At 72.7% G+C, this 24,054-nt stretch carries 13 protein-coding genes; 5 read left to right on the forward strand and 8 right to left on the reverse strand.

The genetic code is table 11. From position 1 onward, the window contains the following. The first annotated feature begins 38 nt into the window (after positions 1-38). The gene (locus EXW95_RS00790) at positions 39-1,436 is read left to right on the forward strand and encodes an NCS2 family permease (protein WP_254605370.1); all 1,398 of its coding nucleotides are present in this window, start codon (positions 39-41) and stop codon (positions 1,434-1,436) included. A gap of 66 nt (positions 1,437-1,502) precedes the next feature. Here EXW95_RS00790 and EXW95_RS20415 read toward each other — a convergent pair whose 3' ends face one another. Then, on the reverse strand, positions 1,503-2,888 hold the full coding sequence (locus EXW95_RS20415; RefSeq protein ID WP_254605371.1) for an endo alpha-1,4 polygalactosaminidase: 1,386 nt from the start codon (positions 2,886-2,888) through the stop codon (positions 1,503-1,505). Positions 2,889-3,196: 308 nt separating this feature from the next. Further along, positions 3,197-5,476, reverse strand: a complete 2,280-nt coding sequence (locus EXW95_RS21220) for a sensor domain-containing diguanylate cyclase (protein WP_174365920.1) — start codon at positions 5,474-5,476, stop codon at positions 3,197-3,199. Positions 5,477-5,745: 269 nt separating this feature from the next. Between EXW95_RS21220 and rocD the strand changes: the two genes are divergently transcribed. Then, complete coding sequence (gene rocD, locus EXW95_RS00805) at positions 5,746-6,945, forward strand: ornithine--oxo-acid transaminase (protein WP_217449120.1); 1,200 nt, start codon at positions 5,746-5,748, stop codon at positions 6,943-6,945. Between the two features lie 27 nt (positions 6,946-6,972). On the opposite strand, the gene EXW95_RS00810 is transcribed toward rocD, so the two are convergent. Then, positions 6,973-8,277: a hypothetical protein gene (locus EXW95_RS00810; RefSeq protein WP_174365921.1), complete on the reverse strand. Its 1,305-nt coding sequence runs from the start codon at positions 8,275-8,277 to the stop codon at positions 6,973-6,975. A 118-nt stretch (positions 8,278-8,395) separates the two neighbouring features. Between EXW95_RS00810 and EXW95_RS00815 the strand changes: the two genes are divergently transcribed. Next, complete coding sequence (locus EXW95_RS00815; RefSeq protein ID WP_174365922.1) at positions 8,396-10,012, forward strand: PAS domain-containing protein; 1,617 nt, start codon at positions 8,396-8,398, stop codon at positions 10,010-10,012. Beyond that, positions 10,009-10,827 carry a sensor domain-containing diguanylate cyclase gene (locus EXW95_RS00820; RefSeq protein ID WP_174365923.1) on the forward strand — a complete coding sequence of 273 codons (819 nt, stop codon included), beginning with the start codon at positions 10,009-10,011 and terminating at the stop codon, positions 10,825-10,827. Before EXW95_RS00815 ends, EXW95_RS00820 begins: the two co-directional genes overlap by 4 nt. A 68-nt stretch (positions 10,828-10,895) precedes the next feature. On the opposite strand, the gene EXW95_RS00825 is transcribed toward EXW95_RS00820, so the two are convergent. After that, the gene (locus EXW95_RS00825; protein ID WP_174365924.1) at positions 10,896-12,989 is read right to left on the reverse strand and encodes a molybdopterin-dependent oxidoreductase; all 2,094 of its coding nucleotides are present in this window, start codon (positions 12,987-12,989) and stop codon (positions 10,896-10,898) included. Between the two features lie 273 nt (positions 12,990-13,262). Between EXW95_RS00825 and EXW95_RS00830 the strand changes: the two genes are divergently transcribed. Beyond that, positions 13,263-16,097 carry an EAL domain-containing protein gene (locus EXW95_RS00830; RefSeq protein WP_174365925.1) on the forward strand — a complete coding sequence of 945 codons (2,835 nt, stop codon included), beginning with the start codon at positions 13,263-13,265 and terminating at the stop codon, positions 16,095-16,097. An 82-nt stretch (positions 16,098-16,179) separates the two neighbouring features. On the opposite strand, the gene EXW95_RS00835 is transcribed toward EXW95_RS00830, so the two are convergent. The 4 genes from EXW95_RS00835 to EXW95_RS00850 all read right to left on the reverse strand — a co-directional run bounded on the left by EXW95_RS00835 (position 16,180) and on the right by EXW95_RS00850 (position 24,038). Beyond that, the gene (locus tag EXW95_RS00835; protein WP_174365926.1) at positions 16,180-19,125 is read right to left on the reverse strand and encodes an EAL domain-containing protein; all 2,946 of its coding nucleotides are present in this window, start codon (positions 19,123-19,125) and stop codon (positions 16,180-16,182) included. Positions 19,126-19,207: 82 nt separating this feature from the next. Then, on the reverse strand, positions 19,208-20,881 hold the full coding sequence (locus EXW95_RS00840; protein WP_174365927.1) for a diguanylate cyclase domain-containing protein: 1,674 nt from the start codon (positions 20,879-20,881) through the stop codon (positions 19,208-19,210). A 121-nt stretch (positions 20,882-21,002) separates the two neighbouring features. Continuing rightward, a complete protein-coding gene (locus EXW95_RS00845) occupies positions 21,003-22,460 on the reverse strand; it encodes a PLP-dependent aminotransferase family protein (protein ID WP_174365928.1) in 1,458 nt (485 codons plus the stop codon). A gap of 69 nt (positions 22,461-22,529) precedes the next feature. Next, entirely contained in the window at positions 22,530-24,038 is a 1,509-nt protein-coding gene (locus tag EXW95_RS00850; RefSeq protein ID WP_254605373.1) for a CoA-acylating methylmalonate-semialdehyde dehydrogenase, read from the reverse strand. Positions 24,039-24,054 lie beyond the last annotated feature (16 nt).

The following is a 24,054-nucleotide window of genomic DNA, read 5'->3' on the forward strand; positions in this document are numbered from 1 at the left end:
TTTTCCGCCGCAGCCCGGCGGTCCCAGGAGGCCCCACCTTGACGCAGACGACCCCACCCCCCACCGACCGGTCCGCCATCGACCGGTACTTCGGCCTGAGCGCGCACGGCACCAGCGTCCCGCAGGAGGTCCGCGCCGGCGTGACCACGTTCCTGACCATGAGTTACATCCTGTTCGTGAACCCGCAGCTGCTGTCCGGCGCGATTCCCGTCCCGAACGCGTTCGTGCAGCTGCTGATGACCACGGCGCTCGCGGCGGCCTTCGGGTCGCTCGCCATGGGCCTGGTGGCCCGCTACCCGTTCGCGCAGGCGCCCGGCATGGGCCTGAACGCCTTCTTCGCGTTCACGGTCGTGCAGGGCATGGGCGTGCCGTGGCAGACGGCGCTGGGCGCCGTGTTCATCTCGGGCGCGCTGTTCGTGCTGCTCAGCGTGCTGGGCGCGCGGCAGGCGATCGTGCGGGCCATCCCGCTGGGACTGAAGTTCGCGATCACCGGCGGGATCGGCGCGTTCCTGGCGTTCCTGGGGCTGCGCAGCGCGGGCGTCGTGGTCACGAACCCCGCCACGATCGTCGGGCTGGGGTCGCTGACCTCGCCAGGCGCGCTGCTGACGATCACGGGACTGATCGTCACGGCCGCCCTGATGGTCCGTCGGGTCAAGGGCGCGGTCCTGTGGGGCATCCTGCTGACCAGCGCCGCCGCGATCCTGCTGCGTCTGCCGGTGTTCGCGGGCGGCCCGGACGGCGCGCTGCAGGCCTTCCCAGGGTTCGGCGGGCGGGTGCTGGGCATCATCGACGCGCCGGTGTGGCCCGGCAGTCTGGTCGGGCAGCTGGACCTCGCGGGCGCGCTGGGCCTGGGCCTGCTGAGCGTGGTGTTCACGTTCTTCTTCGTGGATTTCTTCGACGCGACCGGCACCCTGACCGGACTGGCGCAGAAGAGCGGGTACCTGGACGAGAAGGGTGACATGCCCCGCGCGCGGCGAACGTTTGCCATGGACGGCCTCGCGGCGATGTTCGGGGCGTTCATGGGCACGAGCACCACGACCGCGTACGTGGAGAGTGCCAGCGGCATCGGCGAGGGCGGCCGCACCGGCCTGACCGCCGTGACGGTCGGCGTGCTGTTCCTGCTGAGCATGTTCCTGTGGCCGCTCGCGGCGGCGATCCCGGCGGCCGCCACCGCCCCCGCGCTGATCCTGGTGGGCGCCCTGATGATGGACGGCGTGCGCCACATCGACTGGGACGACCTGAGCGAGAGCCTCCCGGCGTTCCTGACGATCATCGCCATGCCGCTGACGTTCAGCATCGCCAACGGCGTCAGCTTCGGCGTGATCACGTACTGCGCCGTGAAGATCCTCGCGGGGCGCGCGCGGCAGGTCAGCCCGATCCTGTACGGCGTGGCGGCGCTGCTGCTCGCCCGCTACGCGTTCCTCGGCGGCGAGTAACGCCGCGCGAGAAGGCCGCCCGCTCCCAGATGGCTGGGGCGGGCGGCCTTTACGTGAGGACGGAGATCAGTTGCAGCTCTGGCGCTTGTAGCCGCTCATGCTGGGGCTGACGAGGCCCAGGTCGCGTTTCATGGCGCTGACGCCCAGCGAGGTGTACGTCGCGCAGTTCAGGGTCGTGGAATATTCGACGTTCAGGGCGAGCTTGCCGCGCTTGGTGTACTCGGCCAGGGGGCCGCACTCGCTGTACTGCTGGCATTCCTCGTTCAGGATGCCGTCGAACTTCTCGACCATCATCTTGCCGGTGCGGTCTTTCAGGAGGATCTTGTCCGGGCCGTTCTTCTGGAACACGGCCAGTCCGGCGGCGTGGGCCTGGTCGGCGACCCAGCCGTTGAAGTCGATCTGCTGCTGCGTGGTGATCTTGCCGCCGCTGACGTTCTCGTCGTTCTGGAGGTTGTCGGGTTCCAGCGCGTCGAAGCCCTTGTCCTTGCACATCTTGAAGCGGGCCTGCAGGATCGGCGCGAGGGCCGAGCCGCTCTTGAAGACGTCGGTGACGTCGAGGAAGTACTCGCCGGCCCAGTCGGGGTCCTGCTGGATCTTCAGGTAGTCGGGGTACTTGGCGGCGTCGGGGCGGTAGGATTCCCAGCTGCCGGCGTTGATGTAGCAGACGGTGTAGTAGCCCTTGCTCTTGAGTTCCGCGACCTTGGCGGCGCTGGTGTTGAAGCCGTCCAGGTCGATGAGTTTCGCGCCTGCGGGGACGCTGACGGCGCTGTCGCTGCTCGCGCCGATCTGCCAGTCCCAGCCCATCAGGCCGGTGGGGGGCAGCTTGATTCCCGTGGTGGGCGTGGGAGTCGGCGTCGGGGTGGGCGCAGGAGCCGGTGCGGGCTGGGTGGCGACGGGCGTGGCCGACGTGATGTCCAGGTAGTCGATGACGGCGGCGCGTGTGCCGGTGCTGTCGCCGTTGAGCATGACGACGCGGACGGTGTCGCCCGCCTGGAGGGCCTGGGTGCCGAGGGACACGCTGGCGTAGCTGGTGCTGGTCAGGGACACGCGGGCCTTCTCGGTGCCGTTGACGCGCAGGGACACGCTGGGGGCGACGCCGCCGGAGCTGACGCCACGGGCACGCAGGGTGACGGCGTAGCTGCCGGTGGTGCCGGTGGGCATCGGGAAGCGCACGGCGCTGCCGGTGGCGCTGAGTTTCACGGCCTGCCCGCCGCTGGCGGTCGCGTCGTTGATCAGCACGCCGCTGCCGGTGCGGGGGTCGATGGCGGCCTGGCCCTGCAGCTGCTCGGTGTCCAGCTGGCCGCGCTCGGCCTCAATCGAGGTGGCGGGGGCCTGGGTGCTGGGGACCTGGGTGCTGGGGGCCTTGGCCGTGGTGGGGGCGGAGGGGGTCTGTCCGCAGGCAGCCAGGAGGAGGAGGGTGGTCAGGGCGGCACTCAGGGGGGCGGCTTTCATGGCCCGCAGGCTACTGATGACCCGCCGTTCAGCTTGTGGGAAAATCGTCTGGCAGCGTGAAAAAATCCCCGTATTCGCCTTTTCTGAGAACAGGCCCGAAGTGGGGCACACGGACACGCGGGCCGCGTATCTGTTCAGCAGGTCACATGAGCGCCGCCCTGCACCAGGGCAGCGTCAGGACGTGGAAGCGCTGTTTCTGAGGACCACCACAGTCGGGACGGGCAGCCTGCCCAGCCGCCAGCGTGACGCGCTGGTCAGATGAGAAATAACGATGAAGAAAAGGTAAAGGCAGCACTCATATGAACCTGTCAGCCCCCCGTGTCGTCCGATCGGGGACGGTACCGTCGCCGCCGCCGGGCCTTTTCGACATACATCCGCTCGTCGGCCACCTGCCACAACACCTCCGGGTGCTGCCCGTCCAGCGGCGCGCGGGCCACCCCGGCACTCGCCCCGGCCTGCGGGAACCCCAGGGCCGGCAGGTCACGCAGGGCCACCTCCAGCGCGGGCACCTCCCGCGCCGGGCCGGTCAGCAGCAGGCAGAACTCGTCGCCGCCCACCCGGTACGCCCGGTCCACACTGCCCTCACCGTGCCCCAGCACGTCCCCGAGGATTCGCGCCACCGCGCGCAGCAGCTCGTCGCCCCGCGCGTGGCCCTCGGTGTCGTTCACCTGCTTCAGGCCGTCCACGTCCAGCGTCACCAGGGTCAGCGGCCCACGGTCCAGGGCGGCGCGCAGGTCCGCCTCGAAGGCGCGGCGGTTGCCCAGCCCGGTCAGCGGGTCGGTCACGGCCGCGCTGCTCAGCTCGGCCAGGATGTCGCGCCGCTCCAGGCTGACCTGCACCACCCGCGCCGCGACGCTCAGCAGCCGCCGCTCGAACGGCGACCACGCCAGCGGCTCGCGGCGGTACGCGCCCAGCACCGTCAGGGTGTCGCCGCCATGAACGGGCAGCAGCAGCGCGCCGTGCAGCCCGAGGTCCCGCAGCCCAGGCGGCACGTCCACCGGGTCGAGCTGCACCGTCTCGCCCGCGAGCAGCTGCCGCGCATAGGTGTCGCTCAGGGCCACACCCTGCCGCTGCCACTGCGCGATCGCCTCGGGCTGCTCGCCGCGCGACACCAGCGGACGGAGCCGCGCGTCCTCGCGGGTCCACAGGACCAGCCAGCTGCCCGGCAGGGCGCGCAGCAGCACCTCCAGCGCCTGCGTGACCACGTCCGGCAGGCTGCCCGACAGGCCCATCACCTGCGTGAGTTCCAGCAGCGTCTCGGCGTGCCGCTGCGCCTGCAGCGCCTGGGCGCGCGACTCGACCAGTTCGGTCACGTCGAAGGCCACGCCCAGCGTGCCGCCCCCACGCGGCAGCGGCACGCGGTGCGTGTCGTACACCCGTCCGGCCAGCGTCACCTGCTGGCGCCGCTCCGGCCCGCCGCCCCGGTCCTCCGGCTCGCCCGAGAAGGTCAGGGTGTCGCCCAGCACCTCGGCGATGGTGTGCCCCAGCACCTGCTCCCGGCGCAGCGGCACCCCCCGGAGCGCGCTGCCCTCCGCGACGACCAGCGCGCCGCGCGCGTCCGTGACCCACAGGATCATGGGAATGCTGCGCAGCGCGAACTGCAACTGGTCCTCCAGGCCCCGCAGGGCGCTGCGCTGCGCGGCGAAGGACAGCAGGTGCCGCAGCGCCCACACCAGGTCGCGCAGCACCTGCCGGTCCGGCGCGGTCCAGCGGGCCGCCGGGCCGCGCCGCACGAACGCCAGGCGCGCCGCGCCGCCCGGCACGTCTGCGCACGCCACAGCCGCCGGCTCACCGCCGGGCAGTGTCCAGCCCTCCCCGGCGTCGAGGATCACGACCGGGTCGGCGCCCGCGCCGGGCGGCAGCGTCAGGGGCACGGGGTCCGCACCCGCCCAGGGGTCCACGCCCTGCGGGGCGTCGCCGGGCGTGAACTGCACCCCGGCCCAGTCCACGCCGATCAGCTGGGCGGTCAGCCGCGCCGCGCCGCGCAGGCCGTCGTCCTCGTCCAGCGGGAGGGCCGTGAGGTCCGCGATGGACTGGAAGGTCCGCGCGGTGAGGATCGCGCGGTCCAGGCGCCGGGCGAGCGCCGCGTGCTCCTGCCGGTCCTGCTCGCGCCCGACAGAGGCCGCGCAGCCCTCCAGCAGCGCGATGATCAGCGCGGCGCCGTCCGTGAGCCGCTCCGGGACACCCGCCCAGTCGCGCGGCGTCCTGGACGCGGCGACCAGCACGCCCAGGGGGGTGCCGCCGGGCGTGATCAGCGGCGCGGCACTCACGGCGCCCCAGGCGTCAGGACCGAGCAGGGCGTCCAGATCCGGCCGCCGCAGCGGGGCGCCCGCGGGCCAGAGGGGGTCCGGGGTCAGGTCGCGCCGCTCGGCCGCGACCGGCCCGAGGTCGCGCGGACTCCAGCCGACCGCGGCCTGCACCCAGCCGCGCCCGGCGGCGCTCAGCACGACCGCCACGTGCTCGAGGTGTAGCGCGCCCGCCACGAGGCGGCACACGCCGTCCAGGTCCGGCGAGGCGCCGGGGTCCGTCACGCCGTACCGGAGGCAGGCGTCCAGCCGGGGGTCAGGGAGACGGGACGGGAGGATCACACGACCCTCATGGTACGCGCGGCGTGTCCGGGCGGGGATGTGGACCGCCCCACGCGCGGCCTTCATGTCCCACCGGGGCGCCCACTGTCAGACGGTGGTGATTGATCCGGGCGCGCCCCGCCCCCTGCTGACGACACGATTCTGGCTGGTCATTTCCATTCAATACTGGCTCTGGTGATCAGCCAGACTCCTGTCTAGAGTGATCCTATCCCCCGCCTGCCCCGCGCAGGTCACGTCCCCCCAACGGCCCAGCGCCACCCGGAGCACCCATGACCATGACCCTGAACCCTGCCGACCTGATCCGCCGCGAGGACCGCCTCGGGGCGCACAACTACAAGCCTCTGGACGTCGTCATCCACCGCGCGCAGGGCGCGTGGGTGTGGGACACGCAGGGCCGCCGGTACCTCGACTGCCTCTCGGCGTACAGCGCCGTGAACCAGGGCCACTGCCACCCGCGCGTCATCGGCGCGCTGACCGGGCAGGCGCAGCAGGTCACGCTGACCTCCCGCGCGTTCCGCAACGACCGCCTCGCGGAGTTCTACGAGACCGTCACGCGCGTCCTGGACTTCGAGGCCGTCATCCCCATGAACACCGGCGCCGAGGCCGTGGAAACCGCGATCAAACTGGCCCGCAAGTGGGCGTACCGCGCCCGGAACGTCCCGGAAAACCAGGCGGAACTGATCGTCATGAACGGCAACTTCCACGGCCGCACGACCACCCTGGTGTCGTTCAGCAGCGAGGCGCAGTACCGCGAGGGCTTCGGGCCGTTCACGCCGGGCTTCGTCAGCGTCCCCTACGGCGACGTGGCGGCCATCGAGGCGGCCATCACACCCAACACCGCCGGGGTGCTGTTCGAACCCATCCAGGGTGAGGCCGGGGTCATCACGCCCCCCGAGGGCTTCCTGCGCGCCCTGCGCGAGGTCTGCGACCGGCACGGCGTCCTGATGATCGCCGACGAGATCCAGACCGGCCTGGGCCGCACCGGCCACTGGCTCGCCTGCGACCACGAGGGCGTGAAACCCGACGTGGTGATCCTCGGCAAGGCGCTCGGCGCCGGCGTGTACCCGGTCAGCGCCGTGCTGTCCAGCCGCGAGGTGATGGACCTCTTCCGCCCCGGCGACCACGGCAGCACCTTCGGCGGGAACCCCCTGGCGGCCGCCGTGGCGCAGGCCAGCCTGCAGGTCATCGAGGACGAGGACCTCCCGGCGCGTGCCCGTGAACTCGGCGCGTACCTGCGCGGGCGCCTGGAAGCCATGAACAGCCCCCACGTGCGCGAGATCCGCGGGCGGGGCCTGCTGATCGGCGTGGACCTCCACGTGCCCGCCCGCCCCTTCTGCGAGGCGCTGCGCGACCTGGGCGTGCTGTGCAAGGAAACGCACGAGACGACCATGCGCCTCGCGCCGCCGCTGGTCACCAGCCGCGAGGACCTCGACTGGGCACTGGACCGCATCGAGCAGGTCCTGCGCTGAGCCCCTGAGGCGGACGGGCAGGCAGCTTCAGGGCCGCCTGCCCGTCCGCCTGCGCCGGGCGCGCCACAGGCCCAGCAGCGCGGCGGCGGCCAGCAGCGGCCACAGGTCCAGCGTCCAGCCCCACACGAAGGCCACGGCGCCGGGGCCCTGCGCGCGGGTCAGCGCGCGGGCCAGCGGCGTGAACGACCCGTCGGGCGTGAGCAGGCCGCCCGCGCCGTACAGCTGCCCCACCTGCACGCTGCCCTGCGGGTGGGCGCGCATGAACGCGCGCAGCTGCCACTCGCGGCGCGGCGCGTGCAGCAGCCCCAGGGGCCAGCGGCGCGCGCGGAACGTCACGGTGTCCCCGGCACTGAAATCCGCCGCCGGGTTCGCGCGGTCCGTGCCCAGCGGCAGCCGCCCGAACCGCGCCTGCAGGGTCTGCCGCCACAGCGTCACGACCGGCCCGTCCGGCGCGCGGTCGGGGCGCAGCAGCACCCCGGCCAGTCCGGGGGGACGCTCGCCGGGACCCAGCGCGCCGTGCAGGGCGCGCAGCGCGCGGGGCGTCAGGGCGTCGAGCGACGCGCCCAGCAGCAGCTGCACGCCCTGCGCGCGGGCTTCCTGCCCGGCCAGGGCCAGCGCCTGCGCGGTGCGGGCCGTTTCGGGCGCGCCGGGCCGCAGGTCCAGCGGGAGGATCAGGGTGTCCAGGCCCAGGTCCCGCACGGCCCGCACGTCGCGCCGCCAGTCGTCGGCGCTGCGCGCCGTCCAGTCCAGGTCCGGCGGGCCCAGCTGCACCCCGCGCGTCCGGGGGGCCGGGCCGGGCGGGTCCGGGTCGGGCAGCGGGTCGTCGCGCAGCACCCGCCAGTGGTGTACGCGCCAGTTGCCGTCGTCGAGCTGCGCGACCACGTCCTGCGTGCGGCGCGCGGCGCGCAGGGCCGCCCCGCCGGGGTCCGGGATGACGTACCAGAACGTGTCCGACAGGCTGACGGTCGCGCCGTCCGGGGCGTAGAAGTGCAGCGTCACGCGGTGCGCCCAGGAGCTGGGTGGCGTGCCCGAGCCCGCCACGGCCCGCGCGTCGGCCAGGGCGGCCTCGGTGAACAGGTCGCGCAGGCCCTCGTGCTGGGCGCTGCTGACCGCGAACGCCAGTTCCCGCTCGCCGCGCAGCAGGCTGTCGGTGAGGGCCTCGCGGGTCGAGGGTTCCATCTCACGCGGGCCACCCTGGTCCGGCTGCCAGGTCAGCAGGCCCGCCCCGGTCCTCAGCGACCCCACCTGCGTCTGGGCGTCCGCGAGGTCCCGCGCGCAGCCGCCCAGCAGCAGCGCCGCGAGCAGCGCACACAGGCGGAGGCCGGGGGTCATGCGAGGTATTCAAGCACGCCCCGGACCTCCAGGCGGGCGCGTCCTGCCCCCGATGTCCCCCGCTGACTCAAGGGGTCCGGTCCGGCGGAGGGCATACACTGGTGGCATCAGGAGATCCATGCCCACCGACCGCTGCGCCCCTGAACTGATGTTCGACGGGTACCTGACCGTCAGCGGGTCCGGCGCGGTGCTGTACGCCAACGAGGCGGCGCGGCGCTGGCTGGACCTGCCCGACCCGGCTGAAACCGACCTGGACCCGCCCGGCCCGGCTCAGCCGCGCGACGGACTGAACCTGCGCGACCTGCTGCCTGCCGGCTGCGCCCTGCGTTCCCTGCTGACGCCCGGCGTGCCGTCCGGCCCGACCTGCCACGGCTGCCGGGGCGTGCGGGTCCACCGGCGGCCCGACGGCCTGGAACTGCAGGGTCCGCCCTCCCCTGCCCGCCGCGACCGGGCGCGGTCCCTGCCCGAGGCGCTCAACGAGGCGCAGCGGCTCGACGAGGTCACGCAGGTGATCCTCACCCACCCGCACTGGCAGGCACTCGGGGCGCAGCTGGCGCTGTTCGACCCGGTCAGCGCGGCCCTGCGCGTCCTGCAGCCCGGACCGGACATCCCGGAATTGATCGGGACGCGGCCCGTGGGCTCACGCGACGTGCTCACCGACACCTTCCGCCGCGGACAGGCCTGCGCCCACCCCCCTGGCGAGTGGCCCCTGCCGCTGCCCGCCGGGACCCGCGAGGTGCTGAGCCTGCCGCTGCGCAGCCCGGACCGCCCGCTGGGCACCCTGCTGCTGTTCATGCCCGCGCCGGGCGGTCTGGAGAACGCTCAGGAGGCGCTGGACGCCTGCGCCGCCGCGCTGGACCGCGCCGCGCACTTCGACGACATCAACCGCACGCAGCTGCGGTACCGTACGCTGCTGGAAAGCACGCACGCCGCGCTGTGGGAACTCGACCGGAACTTCGAGATTCAGGGCGACAGCCCGAACTGGCAGGCGCTGACCGGCCAGACGTACGCCGAGTACGCCGGGCGGGGTTTCATGAGCGTCATTCACCCGGACGACCGCCCCCGGCTGGAGGCGGACATCGCGCGCGGCATCCGCGGCGCGGAACCCTTCGAGCTGCGCGGCCGGATGCGCCGCATCGACGGGCAGTACCGGTACGTGACGGCGGTCGCGCTGCCCGTCCCGGAGGAACGCGGCGCCGCGCAGGGCTGGGCAGGGTCCATTCAGGACGTCACCGAGGACGTCTGGGCCGCCGGGTGGGCCGCCCCGGCGGAACGGTTCCTGACGCTGGCCGCGCAGGGCGGCCCGGCCGGTCCGACCTTCGGGGCGGTGCTGGACGAACTGTCCCGCGTGACCGGCGCGACCGGCGCGCTGCTGTTCGAGGTGGGCGGCGCGGGCCGCACGCTCGCCACGCGCGGCGCGGCCAGTCACCTGCACGAGCATCTGCATGGATTGGTCCTGCCGGACCCCGACCCGGCCCCCGCTGGCTGCGCGCCCCACATGAACCGCAGCGGGCGGCGCTGCTCGCCCCGTTCCACCATCACGAACAGCCCATCGCGGCGGCGCTGCTGGACGTCCCCCCCGCGCAGGTGGACCCGACAGTGCTGGAGCACCTGCGCTGGCTGCAACCGCACCTGGCGTCCATCGTGCACAGCGCGCAGTTACGGGGCGCCCTGCACCGCAGCGAGGCGCAGGCCCGCTCGATCGTCTCCGCCCTCGAGGAGGGCGTGGTCATGATCGACGTGTCGGGCCAGGTGCTCGACGCCAACCGCGCCGCGCACGACCTGCTGGACCTGCGGCCCGGCCAGCCGCTCCCGCACCTGAACGACCCGGTGTGGGCGCTGGAGAACGAACGGGGCGAACGGCTCCCCGTGGACCAGTACCCGGCGATGATCGCGCTGCGTAGCGGGCGGCCCGTACGGCAGGTGATCCTGGCCCGCACCAGCCGGGACGGGCAGCGGCGCTGGTTCTCGATCAACGCGACGCCCCTGGAGGACCGCAGCGGCGTCGTCGCGTCGTTCAGTGACGTCAGCGAGTCGTTCACGCTCCGGCAGCAGCTGACCGCGCAGGCCTTCCAGGACGACCTGACCGGCCTGGGCAACCGCCGGGCCTTCCAGCGGGCCGCGCAGGAGCAGCGCGGGCCCGGCGCGGCCGCGCTCCTGATCGACGTGGATCACTTCAAGGCCGTGAACGACACGCACGGACATCACGTCGGTGACGAGTTACTGCGCGAGATCGCCGCGCGACTGCGCCGCGAGGTCCCGACCGGCGCGCTGCTCGCCCGGCTGGGCGGCGACGAGTTCGGCGTGGCCCACCCGGACCTGAGTGCCGACGACGCCTGCGCGCTGGCCGGGCGGATCGTGCAGGCCGTCGCGCACCCGGTGGTTCTGGGAGGTGTCCGCGCGGAGGTGAGCGCCAGCGTCGGCGTGGCCTGCGCCGCGCACTTACGCGGCGCGGACCTGCACCGGGCCGCCGACCTCGCCATGTACGGCGTCAAGCGCGCGGGCCGCAGCGGCTGGCAGCTGTTCGACCCGGACGTGCACCTGCCCTGACCCTCCCGCATACGGACTCGCTCGGAGCACGGCGAGCAGTCCTCAACACCGTCCGTTGGCAGGCGCGGTCAGTCGGCGGCGCTGCCCGCGTCCTGACTGCCTGCTGCCTGCGTGGCGGGCTGCACGCGGATGGGCGTGCCGTTCAGGACGGCGTTTCCGGTGAGTTCGTCGAGCAGCAGGGGGTCGGTGAGGTCGTTCAGGCTGACGCCGGGGCTGGCCTGGGCGACGCCGAGCTGCACGCCGGGCCGGGCGTGCCCGAAGCCGTGTGGGAGGCTGGCGACGCCGGGCATGACGGCGTCCGTGATCTCGACGGGCACGGTGACGGTGCCGACGCGGGACGTGACCTGCGCCAGCTGCCCGTCCGTGAGGCCCTGCGCGTCGGCGGGGTTGAGGTGCAGGGTGCAGCGGTCCGGGCCGCGCATCAGGCGGGGCGTGTTGTGCATCCAGGAGTTGTTGCTGCGCAGCTGGCGCCGCCCGATCAGGACCAGCGGCGCGACGGGCGCGCCGAGCGTGGCGTGCAGGCGCGTCAGGTCGCGGCGCATGGGGTCCGGGAGGGCCTGGATGCGGCCGCTGGCGGTCAGGAGACGTGCGGGGAACACGGGCTGCATGGGCCCGAGATCCAGGCCGTGCGGGTGCGCGCGGACCTCGTCGAGCGTGAGGTCGTGCGGGCCGTGGCGCAGTCCGGCGTCCAAGCGCTGGGCGGGCGTGGCGAGGGTCTTGCCGCTCAGGCGTTCCGTGAGGCCCGCAAAGATCTGGTGATCGAAACGCTGATCCGCGCTGATCGGGAAGACGGGTTCGTTCACCCGCGCGGTGGCGCGCACGGCGAAGTGATGGAAGATCACGTCGTAGTGCTCGACTTCCAGGCCGGTGGCGGGCGGCAGGATCACGTGGGCGTGGCGGGTGGTCTCGTTCAGGTAGGGGTCGATGCTGACCATGAAGTCCAGGCCCGCCAGGGCCCGGTCGAGGTCGTGCCCGCCGGGGGTGCTCAGGACCGGGTTCCCGGCGACGGTCACCAGCGCGCGGATCTGGCCGTCGCCGGGCGTGAGGATCTCCTCGGCCAGCGCGGCGTTGGGCAGTTCCCCGTCGAATTCCGGCAGGCCGCGCACGCGGGAGTGCCAGCGGCCGTGGTGGGTCTGGCCGGGGCGGGCGCCCAGGAGCAGGTCGAAGGCGGGGCGGGGGAACATCGCGCCGCCCTCGCGGTCGAGGTTCCCGGTGACGAGGTTCAGGGTGTTCAGCAGCCACTGGCACAGCCCCCCGAAGGTCTGGACGCTCAGGCCGATGCGGCCGTACGCGGCGGCGCGGGGCGTGCGGGCGAACGCGCGGGCCAGGTCGCGGGTGGTGGTGGCCGGGACGCCGGTGGCAGCCTGCACGGCCTCGGGGGTGTAGGAGGCGGCAACAGTGTGCAGGTCGTCCAGCCCGTCGGTGAAGTCGGCCAGTCGTCCGGGACGGGACAGGCCCTCGCTGAGGATCACCTGCAGCAGCGCCATCAGGAACAGGGCGTCGCTGCCGGGGCGGATGGGGTGGTACTCGCTGGCATGCGCGGCGCTCTCGGTGCGGCGCGGGTCGAGCAGCACGACGCGGCCGCCGCGCTCGCGGATGGCGCGCAGGCGCTCGCGCATGCCGGGCGCGGTCAGGATGCTGCCGTTGCTGGCCAGCGGGTTCGCGCCGAGCATCAGCAGGAAGTCGGTGCGGTCCACGTCGGGAATGGGCAGCAGCAGTGGGTGGCCGAACATCTCGGCGGCGGCGTAGTGGTGGGGCAGCTGGTCGGTGCTGGTGGCGCTGTAGCGACTGCGGGTACCCAGGGCTTTCAGGAACGCCCCGGCGGTGAGCAGGGTGCCGCTGTTGTGCACACTGGGGTTGCCCTGGAAGGTGGCGACGCTGTCGGGGCCGTGCGCGGCCTGCACACCACGCAGGCGCCGGGCGACGAGGTCCAGCGCGTCGTCCCAGCCGATGGGGTGCCAGCTGTCCCCGTCGCGGCGCATGGGCGTCTTCAGGCGGTCCGGGTCGGCGTGCAGGTCAGGCAGGGCGGCGCCCTTGGGGCAGATGTGCCCGCGCGAGAGGGGATCGGCGGGGTCGCCGCGCAGGTCGGTGACGCGGCCACCCTGCACGGTGATGCGCAGGCCGCAGATGGCCTCGCAGAGGTTGCAGGCGCGGTGGTACACGCCGTCGCGGGCGGGGGTGGGGGGCTGAGGGTCATGCGGGGCACCTCCGTGTGTTTTGGACCGGGTTCAGATGAGTGCAGTATCGCACGCGCCGCGTGATTCACATGAAGATGTCGTGGGCGGCGCGGCCGCGTCAGGCCTGCGCCAGATGGACATCTGTGCAGCTGCAGTCCAGACTCATGAAAATCAGCTGAGTATTCGTGTGAAAATGCTCTAGTCTTAACCTGAGAGCCATACAAGAATCACGAGAGGCAAACAGGTTCACACTGAGCCATGACCCACGCGCCGGCCACCCTCACGGACCCTGGCGCCACGCTGGCCGCCCTGCTGCTGCGCGGTCACACGGTCCTGGCGGCCACCCCGGCCATGACCGAACTGCTGGACCTCGACCTGCCGCTGGGCCGGGACGCCCCGCCGGGCCTGCTGGACGCGCCCCCCGGCACGCCGGTGTCCGGCCTGGTGGTGCTGCACGGTGCGCGCGGGAAGCTGCACTGCCGCGCCGTACCGGTCGACGCTCATGACCTCACCCTGCTGCTGCCGGAACAGCTGCTGGCCAGCACACTCCTCGACCCGCTGCCCCTGGACGTCGCCGTGCTCGACGCCCGGGGGCGCTACCTGTACGTGAACCCGGCGGCCATCCGCAACCCGGACGTGCGCCGCGCGATCATCGGGCAGACCGACCGCGAGTACGTCGCGCAGCGCGGCCACCCCGAGGAGCGCGCCGAGAACCGCGAGCGGCACTTCGCGCAGGCGCGCGACGCGGGCGAACGGGTGAGTTTCACCGAGACGCTGCTCTCCCCCACCGGCCCCGTCACCGTGCGCCGCACGTACCTGCCGCTGCTCGGCGCGGACGGCGAACTGCGCCTGATGATCGGCTACGGCGAGGACCAGACCCAGGACCGCACCCTGACCGAGCAGATGAGCCTGCTGCGCACCATGGTGGACACCTCCGTCGACCCGCTGCTGGTTCTCGACGCCCGCCCCGGCGAGCACCACCTGCGGGTCGTGTACGGCAACCCCGCCATGCTGGACCTGCTGCGCCACCACGGGCTGGAGCAGCTGCCGGACCTGCCCATGCCGCAGTGGCCGATGGCCGAGGGCAACAGCGTGAACATCCTGGCGATGCTGCGGCAGCTGAGCACCCTGCCGGTCGGCAGCACCTACCGCGACACGCTGTTCCTGCCCGACGCGCAGCAGTGGCTGGAAGTCCACGTCAACGGCATCCTGAGCGGCGAGACCTGCACCCACTGGGCGATCAGCCTGCGCGACGTCACCGCGCAGCGCCAGGGTGAAGTGCAGCAGGAACGCGTGGCGCGCGCCCACCGCCTGGCCCTGTCGGGCGCGCCACTGGGTGAGACGCTCGACGTGCTGCTTCAGGACGTCGACTGCTGGGACGTCGGCTGGCAGGTGGGCCTGCTGATCGCCGACACGCCGCACCGCACCGCCGGGCCACTGCCGGACGGGGTGCGGCGGGCCGTCGCGGACCTCCCCCCGGACCTGCTCGAGGACCACTGGAAGCACCTCGACCCGGCGCGGACCGGGCAGGCGCAGATCTGCCCGGACCTGAACCGCAGCGCCGCGCCACTGCACGCCCCGCTGCGCGGCGCCGCCCGCGCCCTGATCGAGGCGCCCCTGTACGGCCGGGACGGTCAACTGCTCGGCGAGCTGATCGCCACGCACCACGCGCCGCACGCCTGGACCGCCACCATCGCGCAGACGCTACGGCAGCTGGAACCGTCCACGGCAATGCTGCTCGAACAGCACCTGAACCAGGCGCGGCTGCAGCGCCTCGCGTACCGCGACCCGCTGACCGGGCTGCTCAGCCGCGCGGCCCTGAGCGAGTGCGCCGAGGCGAAGCTCCGCGCCGGGGACGCGCTGGCGCTGGGCCTGCTGGACCTCGACCGCTTCCGGTTCCTGAACGACGGTTTCGGGCACGTGGTCGGGGATCAGCTGCTGCGCGAGGTGGCCGCGCGCCTCAGGGCGCTGGCCGCGCGGCACGGCCTGGACACCCCGGCCCGCATGGGCGGCGACGAGTTCGCGCTGCTGGCCGCCCCCAGCCAGATTGACGCGGTGGGGGACGACCTGCGCGCCCTGTTCGACGAGCCCTTCGAGGTGCGCGGCACCCCCATGCTGCTGGAAGGCTCGCTGGGCTGGAGTGTCGCCCCGGCCACCGCGCACGACGCGCAGACGCTGCTGCAACAGGCCGACGCCGCGCTGTACGAAGCCAAACGCGCCCAGCAGTTCAGTCAGGTGTACGCCCCGGCCCCCCCGGCCCGCATCCCGGCGGTCACGATGGAAAGCGCGCTGCGCGAGAGCCTGCGCGACGGGCACTTCCGGCTGGCGTACCAGCCGCAGGTGCAGCTGTCCAGCGGTCAACTGGTGGGCGCCGAGGCGCTGCTGCGCTGGACGCACCCGGTCCTCGGGCCGGTCACGCCCGACCAGTTCATCCCGGTCGCAGAACAGGCCGGGCTGATGCCGCGCCTGGGGGAATGGGTGCTGCGCGCCGCGTGCCACGAGGCCGTCCGCTTCAGCAACCCGCACCTGAGCGTCAGCGTGAACGTCTCCAGCCGCCAGCTGAGCGACCCGACCTTCAGCGCCCGCGTCCGGCAGGCCCTGACCGACAGCTCGCTGTGCCCGCAGCGACTGGTCCTGGAAGTCACTGAGAGCGGCCTGATCGACAACCCCACCCGCGTGCGCGAGGTGCTGCAGGACCTGCGCGACCTGGGCGTGCGGGTCAGCATGGACGACTTCGGCACCGGGTACTCCTCGCTGTTCAGCCTGCGGTCCCTGCCGGTGGACGAACTGAAGATCGACCGGGCGTTCGTCCGGGACCTGGGTCAGGACACCCAGGCCGCGCGGGAAAGTCAGGCGATCGTCATGGCCAGCGTCCTGATGGCCCGCTCACTGAACATCGAACTGCTCGCCGAGGGCGTCGAGACACCCGAACAGGAACGGGCGCTGCGCGAGGCCGGCTGCGACCTGGGCCAGGGCTGGCTGTACGCCCGCGCGCTGGAACCCGCTGATTTCGACGCCTTCGAACAGGTGTGGCCCGCGCGGCTCCACGCGCCGCGCGCCGCGGTTCACGACGCGCCCATCCTGCGCGAGTGACGCCCTGCGCGCAGGCGGCCTGGGTGCGCGGGCAATGCATCGGGCAATGCATCTCGCCGTGACCCGGCCTGGCGGTGTGCCGTCAGGCCGGGCGTGGGTCAACCGACGCGGCCTGCAGCGGGCCGAGCACCTGCCGTTCGAATTCGGCGGCGGTCAGGGGCCGGGCGAGCAGGAAGCCCTGGAGGTAGTCCCCGCCGAGCGCCTCGATGAACGCCACCTGCGTTTCCTGCTCGATGCCCTCGGTGGTGACGTGCAGGTTCAGGGCGTGCGCGAGCAGCATCACGGCGCGTACGATGCTTTCCGCGACGCCTTTCTCCTGCCCGAGGTCGCGGACGAACGACCGGTCGATTTTCAGGCCGTTCAGCGGCAGGCGATGCAGGTAACTGAGGCTGCTGTAGCCGGTGCCGAAGTCGTCGAGGCTGAGCCGCACGCCCAGGCCGTGCAGGGTCTGCAGGGTCTGGGCGGCGTCGGGGACGTCCAGCAGGACGCCCTCGGTGATCTCCAGGGTGAGGAGTTGCGGGTTCAGGCCGCTGAGGCGCAGCGCGGCGCTGACCTGTTCGGGCAGGTCCGGCTGCCAGAACTGCCGGGCACTGAGGTTCACGTTGACGCTCAGGCCGGGGCGCTGCGCCTGCCACGCGGCGGCCTGACGGCAGGCCTCGCGCAGCACCCACGCGCCGATCGGGACGATCAGGCCGGTGGTTTCGGCCAGTCCGATGAACTCGCCGGGACTGACGAGGCCCCGCACCGGGTGCCGCCAGCGCAGCAGCGCCTCGGCCGCGACGGGTTCCCGGGCACCTGCGCGGTAGATGCCCTGGTAGTGCAGTTCCAGTTCACCCTGCGGCAGGGCGCGGTGCAGGTCCGCTTCGAGGCTCACGACCTGCGAATCGAGCTGCGCGTGCGGGTCGAACACCTGCATGGGTCGGCCCGAGCGTTTCGCGCTGTACATGGCGACGTCCGCCTGACTGAGCAGCGTGTCGGGGTCCAGGCCGTGCAGGGGGGCCAGGGACAGCCCCAGGCTGGCAGAGGCGAAGACCTCCTGGCCGGCGACCGTGAACGGCTCCCGGAATGCGTCGCGCAGGCGCCGGGCGATCCCGGCCTCGAAGCGCTCCCGGTCGCGGAAGGGCAGCATCAGCGTGAACTCGTCGCCGCCCATGCGGGCCAGGACGTCGGATGGGCGCAGTGCGGCGCGCAGCCGCTCGCCGACCTGCCGCAGCAGGTCGTCCCCGGCGCTGTGCCCCAGGGTGTCGTTCACCTGCTTGAAGCGGTTGAGGTCCAGCAGGCCCACGGCGAGCTGCTCGCCCGCGCGGCTGGCGTCGCCCAGCGCGCGGCGCAGGTGTTCGAGGTACAAGGCGCGGTTGGGCAGCCCGGTCAGGCTATCGTACAGCGCGAGCCGCTGCAACTGCGCCTGCGCGTCGACCCGTTCGAGCAGCGTGACGGTCAGGTCCGCCACCTCGCGCAGCAGCGCCGTCTCGGCGCCGTCCGGCGTGCCTGTCCGGTCGCCGATCAGGGATAGCGCGCCGATCACGCGCGTGCCGTCACTGGCGACCAGTGGCACGGTCCAGAGGCTGCGCACGCCATGCGCGGTGAGCAGCTCCCGCATGCCACCGTACAGGTCCACGCCGGGGTCGAGCAGGTCGGGAACGATCACGTCACGCGCGCCCTGCACGGCGCGGTACAGCACGCCGCGCCCCTGATCGAGGTGCACGGTCTGCCCGCTGCCGGAGTAGTCCACGCGCAGCTCGCCGGGCAGATCGGCGCTGGCGGCGCGCAGCTGCAGGGTCTGGTCACTGCGGACCCACACGGCCGCGCCGTACCCGGGCAGCGTGGACGTGAGGAGGGTACAGATCACGTCCAGGCTGTCCTCCAGGGCGCGGCCGGTCGCGCTGAATTCCAGCACGGCGCTGCGGGCCTCGTCCAGCAGCGTCCGGCGGACCTGTCCGGTCACGTCACGCTGCACGCTGACCCAGTGGGTGTACCAGCCGGTCTCGTCCGCGACGGGCACGATGCTCAGGTTCACCCAGAACGGCGTGCCGGACTTCGTGTAGTTCAGGACGGTTTCGTCCACTGCCTTCCAGCGGCTGAGCCGGTCACGGACACGGTCCAGCACGCGACGGTCGGACTTCGGGCCCTGCAGGATGCGTGGGGTGCGGCCGATGATCTCCTCGGGCGCGTAGCCAGTCATGCGGGTGAACGTTCCGTTCACGTACACGACCTTCGGGCCAGGGTGCAGCGTGGGGTTCGCCTCAGCGATCAGCACGGCCTCGCGGGCCGTGACGGCCACCTTCTCCAGCAACCGCAACCGCTCGCTTTCCTGACGCTGCCGGGTCACGTCGCGCAGGACGACCGTCACGCCCTCCGGACTGGGATGCACCCGCGCATCGAACCAACGCACTCCGTCCGTGAATTCCACCTCCTGACGCCCGGCGCCGCCCAGCACGGCCGTGACCGCCGGGTGCAGCGGGGTCAGGCACAGCCAGCCGGGCATGGCCTGCCCCACGGTCAGGCCCAGCTGTTCGTGCGCGGCGCCGTTCACGTACAGCAGCGCGCAATCCGGGCTCAGGGCCAGCACGGCGTCGTCCACGCTGCCCAGGATGGCCGTCATCTGCTCGCGGGACGCCGTGAGCTCCCGCTGCAGCCGGAACGTCTCGACGGCGCGGGTCACGTCACGGGCGAGCGCTCCGGCCTCCAGGCGCCCCTTGACGAGGTAGTCCTGCGCCCCGGCGTGCATCGCCCGCACGACCAGATCCTCGTCGCCCAGGCCCGTCATGAAGACCACGGCGCACATCCCGGAGATGTGCGCCAGTACCTCCAGCCCGTTCATGTCGGGCAGGTTGTGGTCCAGCAGCAGGCAGTCCGGGGGATCGGCGCGCAGCAGGTCCAGGGCGTCCTCGCCCAGCTGCGCCCAGCGGACCGTCACGCTCCCCAGCGCGCGCCGCAGCAGGCGCGTGAGTGTCTCGGCGTCTTCCGGACTGTCGTCAACAATCAGGAGGCGTAGCCCCCCCGCGCGCGCATCGTCCAGGTCACTCATATGCCGATCATTCCCCCCCGGCTGTCTCGGGCGTCTGACAGTACCCCGGTGTGAACGCCGCGCGGCGCTGCCGTCCGTGCGCTCACGCCTGCGCCCCACTGTCCACACTGAGCCGCACGCCGCCCCCTGCCCGCTTGGCAAGGTACATCGCGCGGTCGGCGAGTTTCAGCAGGTCATCCACCGTCCGCGCCTGTGTGGGCGCCAGCGCCACGCCCAGACTGCAGCGGACCATGACCTCCTCGGCGCCCACCCGGAAGGGCCGCTCGGTCAGCAGGCGCAGGCGGCGGCGCAGGTCCCGTTCCAGCCCGTCGGGGTCGGTCCAGTCAGGCAGCAGCAGCGTGAACTCGTCGCCGCCCACACGCGCCACGAGGTCCGACGTCCGGAAGGTCTGCCGCAACCGCCGCGCCACCTCCACGAGCAGTTCGTCCCCCCCCGCGTGCCCGTAGGTGTCGTTCACGCGTTTGAAGCCGTCCAGGTCCAGCACGCCCACGGCCAGAGGCGACCCGCTGCGCTCGGCGGCACTCAGTTCCCGGCGCAGCTGCTCCATGAACACCGAGCGGTTGGGCAGGCCCGTCAGGGCGTCCTGCCACGCCTGCCGCTGCAGGCGCGCCTGGTCGCGCGATTGCATCAGCAGCAGGGTCAGCAGGCTCAGGACGTCCTCCAGCTGCGCCGGAATGGTCTCGTCAGGTCCGGGGCAGTCCACGAGCACCGCGCCGAGCAGTTCCTGTTCCTCGTCGGACGCGACGACCGGCAGCGCCCAGCAGCCAGCCCCGCTACTCCCGGATGGCCCCGGCACGAACGTCGCGCGGGCGCCGCGCCCCGTCACGTGCGGGTACGTGGCGGTACTGACGCCCAGCGCCGACAGGTGCGGCCAGGTCAGCAGCATCTGCCCGGCCAGCACGCGCCCGGTCACGCCGGGCAGCGCCGCAGCGATCAGGTCCTGCACGCCGCGCAGCACATCCGGGAGGGGCCGGGCCTCCACGAAGCGCTGCAGGACCTCGTGCCGCGCCTGTTCCAGGTGCGCGCGGCGCTGCTCGCCGGTGACGTCGCGCACGGTCAGCGTGAACCCGTCCGCACCGGGCGCGCATTCCAGGTCCAGGACCCGCCCGGCGTGGCGTACCGTCAGCCGCTGCGCCGCGCCCAGCTGCATGGTGCGCTCCAGCAGGTCCGGCAGGTCCCCGCCGACGTCCAGCGGGCCGACCGACGCGCCCAGCAGGCGGGTGGCAGCCGGGTTCAGGGACTCGACCAGCCAGCGTCCCCACTCGGCGCGGATGAACAGCATGCCGTGCCCGGCACTCTCGATGATGGCCTGCATCCGCTGGCGTTCCAGTTGCAGCTCGCGGCGCAGCGCGAACTCGCGCACGCTCTCGGTGACATGCGCGTGCAGGAACTCCGGACTCAGGTCGGCCTTGTGCAGCAGCCGCTGCGCGCCGGCGGCGAGCACCCCGGCCGCCTCGGAATGCTCGGCCGAACCGGTGATCACCAGCACCGGCACCTGCGGCCGGAACTGCTCCAGGAACTCCTGACCGGTCATGTCGGGCAGGTGGAAGTCCAGCAGCACGCAGTCGGGTTGCAGTTCCCGCAGCATCCGCGCGCCCAGGTCACCCACCTGGACGTGATGGCAACGGATGCCGCTGTCCACGCGGGACAGCAACTGCTGGTAATGCCAAGCGTCCTCGGGGGAATCCTCCACGATCAGCAGGTTCAGTCCACCCGCCGGACCCGACCGGGCAGAGGCAACCTGAGAAAGCGACATACCTCATGGTAATGACCCGAGAGTCAGCGCATGCGTCATTCTGGGCACACTCCGGCCATCCGGCGTGCCAGACGCGTCCGTTCAGCTTCCGGACCGCCTTGGGGATTCATTCATGCGCGCTTCATCCACGACTGGCAGCTTCCAGCACAGCCGCCAGCACCCCCCCCGCGCGCCGCACCCCCGCCACACCCAGCCCCCCGAACCCCAGCAGCAGCCCGCAGCGGTCCGCGTGGCCCGCGTACAGCTCCCCGACCGGCGTGACCAGCACCCCCCGCGCCGCGCACGCCGCGACCACCCCCGGCACGTCCAGACACGCATCCAGCTCCAGGAACGCGTGCAGCCCGGCCTCCAGCCCCAGCAGGCGCACGCGCGGAGCCAGCGGCGCCAGCACCTCGCCCAGCGCCGCGCGGCGCAGCGCGTACTCACGCCGCATCCGCCGGATGTGCGCCTCCAGATGCCCGCCCGCGATCAGGTACGCCAGCGCCCGCTGCACCGGCCAGGACGTGTGCGCGTCCGCGCGGGTCTTCAGTGCCAGCAGCCGCGCACGCAGCGCGGCGGGCGCCACCACGTACCCCACGCGCACCGACGGACTGAGCACCTTGCTGAACGTCCCCAGGTACGCCACCCGCCCCGAGCGGTCCAGCGACGCCAGCGCAGGCAGCGGCGCCGCCCCGTAGCGGAACTCGCTGTCGTAATCGTCCTCCAGGATCAGCGCGTCCGCCTGCGCCGCCCAGTCCAGCAGCGCCAGGCGGCGCGGCAGGGACAACCGCACGCCCAGCGGAAACTGGTGGCTGGGCGTCGTGTACGCCAGCAGCGGCGCGTCCGCCCCGAGCGGCAGCGCCGAGACGAGCAGGCCGTCCTCATCCACCGGGACGGGCAGCAGCCGCGCGCCCCGCTCCGTGAAGATCTGCCGCGCCAGCCGGTACCCCGGATCCTCCAGCGCTGCGGCGTCCCCCGGCGTCAGGACCGCCTGCGCGATCAGGTCCAGGCCCTGCACGGCGCCCGACGTGATCAGCACGTCCTGCGGGCCGCACACCAGCCCCCGCGCGCGGCGCAGGTACGCGGCGACCTCCGCGCGCAGCAGCGGGTCCCCCGCCGGGTCCGCGTAGTCGTCCGGCAGGTCGTCCAGCGCCGCCGCGCGCCACACCCGCCGCCACGCCTGCGAGTTCAGGAACGACGTGTCCGTCTGCCCCACCCGGAACGCCAGCGTGCCCGGCGGGGTGGGAGGCTCGACCAGCGCCGCCGGGACGTCGCGGCGCAACCAGCGGGCCGCCGCGACCGGCGCGGCCGTCACCCCGCCCGGCTCGGGCGGCAGGTCCGAGGCGACGAACGTCCCGGACCGGTCGCGGCCCACCAGGTACCCCTCGGCGAGCAGCGCGTCAAAGGCCTCGAACACCACGCCCCGCCCGACGTCCAGCGCGCCCGCCAGCGCCCGCGTGGACGGCATCCGCTGCCCCGGCGCGAGCACCCCCGCGCGGACCGCGCCGCGCAGCTGCCCCGCCAGTTGCCGCGCCAGCCCGCCCGCCGCGCGGTCCAGGGTCACGGGCAGGTTCACGGGCGGGGCGGGCAAACGCGGCATGGAGGGTCATGCTCGCGCGGCCCGCCCCACCCGGTCAATGGGTACAGGGGATTCGGTCGGTCGGTCGGGTCAGCGGTTCTGGGGGAAGCCCAGGTCCACGCGGCTGGTCGCCGGGTCGGGCCAGCGGGACGTGATGACCTTGGTACGCGTGTAGAACTTGATGCCGTCCGGGCCGTACATGTGCGTGTCCCCGAACAGGCTGGCCTTCCACCCGCCGAACGAGTAGTACGCGACCGGGACGGGAATCGGCACGTTGATGCCCACCATGCCCACCTGACAGTCGAACTGGAACTGCCGCGCGGCGCCGCCGTCGCGCGTGAAGATCGCGGTGCCGTTCCCGAACTCGTTGTCGTTGATGAGTTTCAGGCCCGCCTCGTAGGTGGGCACCCGCACGACGCACAGGACCGGCCCGAAGATCTCGTCGCGGTAGGCGTCCATGTCCGGCGTGACGTGGTCGAGCAGCGACACGCCCAGGAAGAAGCCGTTCCCGTCGAAGGTCTGCGCCCGGCCGTCCACCACGACGGTCGCGCCCTGATCGGCAGCGCTGCCGATGTACCCGGCGACCCGGTCGCGGTGCTCGCGGCTGATCAGCGGGCCCATCTCGTTCGCGGCGTCACTGCCGGGACCGACCTTCAGCGCAGGCAGGCGCGACGCGATGGCGTCCACCAGCCCGTCCCCCACGTCCCCCACCGCCAGGACCACGCTGATCGCCATGCAGCGCTCCCCGGCCGAACCGTACGCGGCACTGACGGCGGCGTCGGCGGCCATGTTCACGTCCGCGTCCGGCAGGACCAGCATGTGGTTCTTCGCGCCGCCCAGCGCCTGCACGCGCTTGCCGTGCTCCGTGCCTTTCTGGTAGATGTACCGCGCGATCGGCGTACTTCCCACGAAACTGACCGCCGCGATGTCCGGGTGCTCCAGCAGCGCGTCCACCGCCTCCTTGTCACCGTGAATGACCGTGAACACGCCGTCCGGCAGGCCCGCCTGCTGCAGCAGCTCCGCGATGAACAGGCTGGCCGACGGGTCCTTCTCGCTGGGTTTCAGGATGAACACGTTCCCGCACGCCAGCGCGTTCGCGATCATCCACAGCGGCACCATCGCCGGGAAGTTGAACGGCGTGATACCCGCCACCACGCCCAGCGGCTGCTGGATGGAGTACACGTCCACGCCGGTACTCGCGCCCTCGGAATACCCACCCTTGAGCAGGTTGGGAATGCCGCACGCAAAATCCACGTTCTCGATGCCGCGCGCGATCTCACCCAGCGCGTCCGCGTGCACCTTCCCGTGCTCACGGGTCAGGATGCGCGCCAGATCATCGCGGCGGGCGTCCAGCAGCGCCCGGAAGCGGAACATGATCTCCGCCCGGCGGCTCAGCGGCACCGTACGCCACGACCGCGCGGCTGCCGTGGCCGCCTGAACGGCCGCGTCGATCTCCTGGGCACTGGCGAGGTCCACGAGGCCCTGCACCTCCCCGGTTGCCGGGTTGAACACCTTCGCGCTGCGGCCCGACGTGCCGGGCGTCAACTTGCCCCCCAGCCAGTGGTTGATGGGAGCGGGCTTGGTCATCGTGTCAGTCATGGGAACTCCTGTGGAG

The sequence above is a fragment of the Deinococcus sp. JMULE3 genome, assembly GCF_013337115.1.
GTDB lineage: Bacteria > Deinococcota > Deinococci > Deinococcales > Deinococcaceae > Deinococcus.